Source organism: Nocardia donostiensis (genome assembly GCF_002081715.1).
Taxonomy (GTDB): domain Bacteria; phylum Actinomycetota; class Actinomycetes; order Mycobacteriales; family Mycobacteriaceae; genus Nocardia; species Nocardia donostiensis.
On the sequence record NZ_MUKP01000090.1, the window covers coordinates 1 to 7,073 of the forward strand.

Below are 7,073 nucleotides of genomic sequence, written 5' to 3' on the forward strand. Positions count from 1 at the left end.
CTGCGGTTGCGCACCGAGGTCATCGAGATCGATATCGACCGTGCCCGGGTACATGCCCGTGATCTGGAGTCGGGTGAACGGAACTGGCTCGGCTACGACCGTCTCGTCATCGCCACCGGTGCCAGGCCCATCCGGCCCGACCTGCCGGGTATCGACGCGCCGGGCGTGTACGGTGTGCAAACCCTCGATGATGGTGCGGAGCTCATCGACGGACTGGGGCAGGCCGCAGGCAAGCAGGCGGTGGTCATCGGCGCGGGGTATATCGGTGTCGAAATGGCGGAAGCGTTGATCCAGCACGGTTTCGAGGTCACGGTCATCAACCGCGGCGTCGAGCCGATGTCGACACTGGACCCCGATATGGGCGCCTTGATCCGCACCGCCATGCACGATATGGGGGTGCGCATCGTCGGCGGCGCCGAGGTCACCGAGATCGGAACAGACTCCACCGGCCGGGCGCGGTCGGTTATCACCACAGACGCCGAATACCCTGCCGATATCGTGGTTCTCGGTATCGGTGTGCTGCCGGAGACCCGGCTCGCGAGGGACGCAGGCCTGCCGCTGGGGGAATATGGCGGGCTGCTCACCGATACCGCGATGCGAGTTCGCGGCCACGCCGATATCTGGGCAGGCGGTGACTGTGTCGAGGTGCTCGACCTGGTGTCCGGGATGTACCGTCATATTCCACTCGGCACACACGCCAACAAACACGGCCAGGTGATCGGCGCGAACATCGGCGGGGGCTACGCGACGTTTCCCGGCGTGGTCGGCACCGCGGTGAGCAAGGTGTGCGAGTTGGAAGTGGCCCGCACCGGATTACGCGAAAAGGACGCGCGCGCCGCCGGGCTGCAGTTCGTCACCGTAACCATCGAATCGACCAGCCGCGCCGGGTATTACCCCGACCCGGCGCCCATGACGGTCAAGATGCTGGCCGAGCGGCTGACCGGGAGATTGCTCGGGGTGCAGATCGTCGGCCGGGAGGGCGCGGGAAAACGGGTCGATATTGCGGCTGTCGCGCTCACCGCGGGGATGACCGTCGAGCAGATGACGAACCTCGATCTCGGTTACGCCCCGCCGTTTTCCCCGGTATGGGATCCGGTGCTGGTTGCTGCCCGTAAGGCGGTAGGCGCGGTGCGGAAACGAGGCTGATCCGGCAGAATCGATGGGCTCGATCGATCCGGGTGGTAGACGAACCGCTGCGACGACTCCCGTAATATCGTCGGTCGACAGCACCGGACGGTCGGATGAAGGGGGGCGGTGTGCGAAACCGCAGAGCGACAACGGGTTACCACCACAGTGGGTGGTCACCGGGAATGGTTCAATGAACGCCGAATCGAACAGCGGACAGCTCGAAAACCGTTCGGGCGTCCTCGACACCGCCGCGTCGGGTCCCGCGGCGAACTCCGAAGGCGGCGCCGCCGGTTTCGATCCCGACCGGACCATGCCGAATCTGCTGCGTCCCACCGTGCGCCGTATCGCACTGCCCGCAGAGGCGAACACCAGCCCGGCACCCGACCGTGCCGAAGACGATCTCGGCGCGGTGACGCTGATCACCGACCGCGGTATCGTGCACGCCCATAACGAGGACGCCGCCGCTGCTGCCGTCGTCGACGACGCGTCGGGGCTACCACTGGTCACGGTGATCGCCGTCTGTGACGGGGTGTCCTCCTCCCGCAACCCGCAAGCGGCATCGGGGACGGCATCGCGGACCGGGGTCGATGCCTGCCTGGCCGCGCTGGCCGGGAACCGGTCCGCGATCCAAGCCGCCGAAGCCGGGCTCGCCGCTGCCGCCGAAGCGGTATGCGATCTGGCTGCCGTCGACAGCGACGCACCGTCGTGCACCTATGTGTCGGCGATCGTGCTCGCCGACGGCGACGGCAAGGTCGCGATCACGGTCGCCAATGTCGGGGACAGCCGGGCTTACTGGCTCGCCGCCGATACTGCGCCCGCAGGCCGGGCCGAGGCGGCGACGCCGTCGCAGCGCCTCACTGTCGACGACTCGTGGGCGCAGGCGCTGATCGACGCGGGCGCTATGGACGAACAGACCGCAATGAACGATCCACGCGCTCATACCCTGATGCGCTGGCTGGGGGCGGACGCAGGACCGGAACCGTGGTCGCCGGGCAGCGTGCGCACCTTCCAAGCCAGTGGGCCGGGAGTGTTGCTGTTGTGCACCGACGGGCTGTGGAATTACCTGCCCGATCCGGAGGCACTGGCCCCCATCGCCACCGGCAAGCCTCCGCTGGCGGCGGCCCGGGATCTGGTCGACTACGCGATCGCCCGGGGCGGCAGCGACAACATCACCGTCGCCCTTGTGCCGATCGTCCCGCTGGGCTCGCCGCAGAGCTGACCACCGTGTCAGTGACCACGCGGATCTGAGAGCCTGCTCCCCTCGTGGGCCTTGACGCGGCGGTGTTCGGCGATGACGAGCAGGACACCACCCAGCAGCAGTACACCGGTGACGATGCCTGCAATGATCGCCCAGCCCTCGAAGCCGTAGCCGGCGGCGGTCAGCGTCAATGCCAAGCCCACCAATCCGAGCGCGACCATGATGATGCCCGGCCAGTTACGGGTGTCCTCGATCGCCTCACCCGCATGGGTGCGGGAGGTCCGCGTCTCGTCCGGGAACTGCCCTCGGTCAGCAGGCCGACGGGTGGAGTCGTTCGGTCCGGGAACCATCGCGTGTCCTTTCCAATCCATACCCAGTGCTGCTGAGCCGGGTACCCGGCGACGGGCCGGTCAATCGGAAGAACCCGCTGATTGACCGCGCAACACCCGGGTACTCGCCTCGTACCGGACAACCCGGATCGGATAACGCTGGAGTATCCGCAGTGTTCGCCCGGCTCGCAGAGCAACCGAGGAGGAGGTAAGCGATGCCGAAGACAACCCAGCGTGGCGACGCCAAAAAGTCCGAACTGCCAGCCACGCTGCAACGGTCGGATGAAAAAGCCCAGCGCACCTACGCCAAGGCACACGATTCGGCGCTCGACGAATACGGCAGCGAAGCCCGCGCCCATCGAGTCGCCTACAGTGCGCTGAAGCACAGCTATGAGAAGGTGGGCGACCACTGGGAGGCCAAGGACCGCCGCGGCCCCTCCGACGAGCGCTCCAAGAGCGGCGGACCCGGCGCGAAGGGGTCGACGGCCGAAGGTGTGAACGCCAACGCCTCCAAGAAGCATCTGATCGAGGTCGCAGGGCAGTTGTCGATCACCGGCCGCTGGAAGATGAACAAGAACGAGCTCATCTCCGCGATCAAGAAAACCAATCGCCGCGCGAACGCGCGCAGCCGAGGGTGACGTAGGACACGGTGGACACCTCGGTGTCCGCCGGTTTGCTCGGTCGCCGGCACGGGTACCACACTGGCGAGCCGGTCGCCGGCTGACCGAGCCGGCGATCCACCAGGTACGCACCTACCGCAAGGAGGTTCGTCATGAAGGGTGGCCTATCCGCCGCTCCAGGAGACACGCTGGTCACCACCTCTCATGAGACCATCCGCCAGTGGGCGGAAGAGCGTGGCGCCAACCCGGCGACCATGCCGGGCAGCGAGGGGGACGAGAAGGTCGGTGTGCTCCGCTTGGACTTCCCCCGCTATGGCGGAGCGGTATTGCGGCCGGTTGCCTGGGAGGATTGGTTCGCCACCTTCGATGCACGGAATCTGAGCTTCCGCTACCAGGAGATACGCGCCGACGGTTCGCCCAGCAATTTCTTCCGCATCGAGCGGGCGCACAGCAACGATCGTGAGTCGGCTCACCCCTGACGTTTACCGGACGCCGGGACCGGTTATCCCTATAACCGGAAAGTTGCTCGAGAAAGCGGGATGTCGCGTCGGTATGGGGATGCGAGACCCGCACCGCGGCACGCTCGGAGTGCGTCTGCAAGGGATAAGAAAATTGAGCGCGAACCTGATGATCGTGGAAGACGACGACAGGGTCCGTGGCGCGTTGCGCCTGGCCATGGAGGACGAGGGCTACGACGTCGCGGAGGCTGAGGAAGCCGAGGACGCGCTCACCTATCTGCGTAACAACGGCGTGCCCGATGTGATGATCGTCGACCTCATGCTCGGCGGAATGGACGGTTTCACCTGTATCCGGGAGATCCGCCGCGACCACGATGTGCCGATCATCGTGGTCAGCGCGCGTGACGATACTCACGATGTGGTCGCTGCGCTGGAAGCAGGCGCCGACGATTTCGTCACCAAACCTTTCGAGATCAAGGAGATCACCGCTCGGATGCGGGCGTTGCGCCGCCGCGCGCAGCTGGTCGCCGAACGCGATACCCCGGTGGAGGTCGTACTCGATGCCGACCCCGACGCCCCGTTGATCCTTGCTCCCGACAGCGGTGCTGTCCGTCGCGGCGACGAGGAGATCAACCTCACGCTGACCGAGTTCCGGCTGCTGTGCGAGCTCGCCGACAGCCCGGGCCGAGTGCTCAGCCGCGAAATCTTGCTGGAGCGGGTCTGGGACCACGGTTTCTTCGGCGACGAGCGCATCGTCGATGTGCATATGCGCAGGTTGCGCACCAAAATCGAGCGTGATCCATCGGATCCCCAGATCGTGGTAACGGTGCGCGGTCTCGGTTACCGGCTCGATGTGCAGCGCTGAACCCGATGGATGCCGGCGCTCGACGCGCACGTACAGGGCTCGATCCTGGGCGTTGGAGCCTGCGCAGCCGAGTGACGGTCGCGTTCGCCGCGACCTCGGGGCTGATGGCGCTGGTTCTGGTGCTTTCGGTGTTCGCGATCCTCAGCGACGAGGACCGCTCGCTGGCCGAACGGGTGCTGCATCGGCGGTTTCTGCTGGTCTGCTGTGCGCTGGGGGCGGCATTGATCGGTGCCGCGGTGGGCGTGTGGGTGAGCAGGCGAGCGCTCAAGCCGTTGCGCGATGTCGCCGAAGCAGCGGCGCGGATCGCGTCGGGCGAGCTGGGCATCCGGCTGCCCGACACCCGCGATCAGGATTTGGCAAGTACAGTGGATTCTTTCAACCGCATGGTCGATTCGCTGCAACGGCGCATCGACCGCGAGCATCGCCTGTTCGGCGATGTCAGCCATGAGCTGCGTACTCCGCTGACGACGCTCACCACCAGCGTCGACGTGCTCAATCGATACCGAGACGATCTGCCGCCGCGTTCGCAGCGGGCGCTGGAGTTGGTCACCGCCGAGGTGTACCACCTGCGCCGACTGCTCGACGATCTGCTGGCGTTGGCCCGGGTGGAAGCAGGGCTGCATCACGGTGACGCGGATCGGCTGTCGCTGGGTGATCTGCTCACTCACACTCTGCGCGGCAGCAGGCATCCGGCCGAGCTGCTCACTGTCACCGACGACGTGATCGTGCTCGGCCGCAAACTCGAGCTGGAGCGTGCCGTGGTGAACCTGCTGGAGAACGCCGACCGGCATGGCGGCGGTGTGGTTGCCGTCACTGTGCGGCGTGAGGGAGCCGACGCGGTGATCGACGTCGACGACGCGGGACCGGGGGTGCCCGCCGCTGACCGCGACCGCATTTTCGAGCGGTTCGCCACCACACGCGCCGGCCGCCGTTCTACCACCGGTGGCACCGGTATCGGGCTTGCACTAGTGGCCGAGACCGTAGCGACCCATCGCGGCCGGGTTGTCTGCACCGAGCGTCCCGGCGGGGGCGCGCGGTTCAGCGTCCGGCTGCCCGCCATGGAAAGAGAGGGGCGTCATAAGCCTGTAACACGATCGTAAAGAACTCGACCAGGCCACCTCAATGTTCATTCGTAAGCCTGGGAAAGTACTGCAAGCAGACATCGGAGTTGTATGTCATTACAAACTTTGTCCACGCAGACCGCCGGTGGCACGAGCACCGGCTCTACCCCGCCGTCGCGCGGATCGGAAGTTGGAACCGGGAATACCGCACCCGCAGGCGCCGTTGTATTGCGGCAGCCGCGGATCGCGGACGGGACCCGGATATGGGAGATCGCGAAGGACTCCCAGGTGCTGGACGTCAATTCCAGTTACGCCTACCTGCTGTGGTGTCGTGATTTCGCTGCCAGCTCGGTGGTCGCCGAGGTGGACGGCAAGGTCGTCGGCTTCGTAACCGGCTACCTGCGTCCCGAGTCGCCGAGCACTCTGTTCGTCTGGCAGGTCGCCGTCGACGACGACCAGCGTGGACGTGGCCTCGGTGTGGCGATGCTGGATCACCTGGTCGGATCCTTGGCTGCGTCTGTTGATAACGAAGAAGCCGATAACAAAGAAGTCGAGAACGAAACCCCCCTCGGATCGGGTGTCCGTGAGCTGGAGACCACCGTCTCGCCGGACAACACCGCCTCGGTCGCCATGTTCGCCTCGCTGGCTCGTCGCCGCGGCGCGCAAATGACCAAGAGCTCGCTGTTCGAACCGGACATGTTCCCGGACAGCCACGCCGCCGAGGACCTGTACCACATTGCCCCGATCGCCCGTAACACCGAAAGGGATCACTGATGATTACCCCCGAGACGACGATCTTCGATGCTTTGGAATCGAATGTGCGCGGCTACTGCCGCTCCTGGCCGACCATCTTCGAAACAGCGCAGGGAGCCTGGTTGCGCGATGAGGACGGCAAGGACTTCCTGGATTTCTTCGCCGGTGCGGGCTCGCTGAACTACGGGCACAACAACCCGCTGCTCAAGAGCGCGCTGATCGACTACATCACCTCCGATGGCATCACCCACGGCCTGGACATGTCCACCGTGGCCAAGCGCAAGCTGCTCGAGACCATCCGTGACACGCTGCTGACCCCGCGTGGACTGGACTACAAGGTGCAGTTCCCCGGTCCGACCGGCGCCAACGCCGTCGAGGCTGCGCTCAAGCTGGCCCGTAAGGTGACCGGCAGGCAGACGGTGCTCAGCTTCACCAACGCCTTCCATGGCATGACCCTGGGCGCGCTGTCGGTGACCGGTAACGCCGCCAAACGTGCCGGTGCCGGGGTGCCGCTCAACAACGCCACCCCGATGCCTTACGACGGCTACTTCGACGGCACCACCACTGATTTCCAGTGGATGGAGCGCACCCTGGACGACACCTCCTCCGGGGTGGACCGCCCCGCCGCGGTCATCGTCGAAACCGTGCAGGGCGAGGGTGG

The 7,073-nt window shown here is 65.9% G+C and carries 9 protein-coding genes; 8 read left to right on the forward strand and 1 reads right to left on the reverse strand.

Annotated elements, in window-relative coordinates; all coding sequences use genetic code 11:
* On the forward strand, positions 1-1,146 hold a 1,146-nt coding region (locus B0T44_RS25590), incomplete at its 5' end, for an FAD-dependent oxidoreductase (RefSeq protein ID WP_081512707.1).
* 172 nt (positions 1,147-1,318) lie between these two features.
* The gene (locus B0T44_RS25595) at positions 1,319-2,347 is read left to right on the forward strand and encodes a PP2C family protein-serine/threonine phosphatase (protein WP_081512708.1); all 1,029 of its coding nucleotides are present in this window, start codon (positions 1,319-1,321) and stop codon (positions 2,345-2,347) included.
* A gap of 8 nt (positions 2,348-2,355) precedes the next feature.
* Here the strand turns inward: B0T44_RS25595 and B0T44_RS25600 are convergent, their stop codons facing one another.
* Entirely contained in the window at positions 2,356-2,676 is a 321-nt protein-coding gene (locus tag B0T44_RS25600) for a hypothetical protein (RefSeq protein WP_077115141.1), read from the reverse strand.
* A 194-nt stretch (positions 2,677-2,870) separates the two neighbouring features.
* On the opposite strand from B0T44_RS25600, the gene B0T44_RS25605 reads away from it, so the two are divergent.
* The 6 genes from B0T44_RS25605 to B0T44_RS25630 form a co-directional block, all read left to right on the forward strand.
* On the forward strand, positions 2,871-3,293 hold the full coding sequence (locus B0T44_RS25605) for a ChaB family protein (protein WP_077114901.1): 423 nt from the start codon (positions 2,871-2,873) through the stop codon (positions 3,291-3,293).
* A 134-nt stretch (positions 3,294-3,427) separates the two neighbouring features.
* On the forward strand, positions 3,428-3,754 hold the full coding sequence (locus B0T44_RS25610) for a hypothetical protein (protein ID WP_077114900.1): 327 nt from the start codon (positions 3,428-3,430) through the stop codon (positions 3,752-3,754).
* Positions 3,755-3,887: 133 nt separating this feature from the next.
* Positions 3,888-4,598, forward strand: coding sequence for a response regulator transcription factor (locus B0T44_RS25615; RefSeq protein ID WP_077114899.1), 711 nt, complete (start codon positions 3,888-3,890; stop codon positions 4,596-4,598).
* Positions 4,599-4,669: 71 nt separating this feature from the next.
* Entirely contained in the window at positions 4,670-5,698 is a 1,029-nt protein-coding gene (locus tag B0T44_RS25620) for a sensor histidine kinase (RefSeq protein ID WP_077114898.1), read from the forward strand.
* A 189-nt stretch (positions 5,699-5,887) separates the two neighbouring features.
* Positions 5,888-6,433 (forward strand): diaminobutyrate acetyltransferase, encoded by a 546-nt coding sequence (gene ectA / locus B0T44_RS25625; RefSeq protein WP_077115140.1) that lies wholly within the window; start codon positions 5,888-5,890, stop codon positions 6,431-6,433.
* Positions 6,433-7,073 (forward strand): aminotransferase class III-fold pyridoxal phosphate-dependent enzyme (locus B0T44_RS25630; protein ID WP_139795366.1); only part of this gene is annotated, 641 nt, incomplete at its 3' end. The genes ectA and B0T44_RS25630, both read left to right, overlap by 1 nt.

Coding starts and splice junctions, on each gene's coding strand:
- B0T44_RS25595 (WP_081512708.1), top strand. CDS start 1,319: ATGAACGCCGAATCGAACAGCGGACAGCTCGAAAACCGTTCGGGCGTC.
- B0T44_RS25600 (WP_077115141.1), bottom strand. CDS start 2,676: ATGGTTCCCGGACCGAACGACTCCACCCGTCGGCCTGCTGACCGAGGG.
- B0T44_RS25605 (WP_077114901.1), top strand. CDS start 2,871: ATGCCGAAGACAACCCAGCGTGGCGACGCCAAAAAGTCCGAACTGCCA.
- B0T44_RS25610 (WP_077114900.1), top strand. CDS start 3,428: ATGAAGGGTGGCCTATCCGCCGCTCCAGGAGACACGCTGGTCACCACC.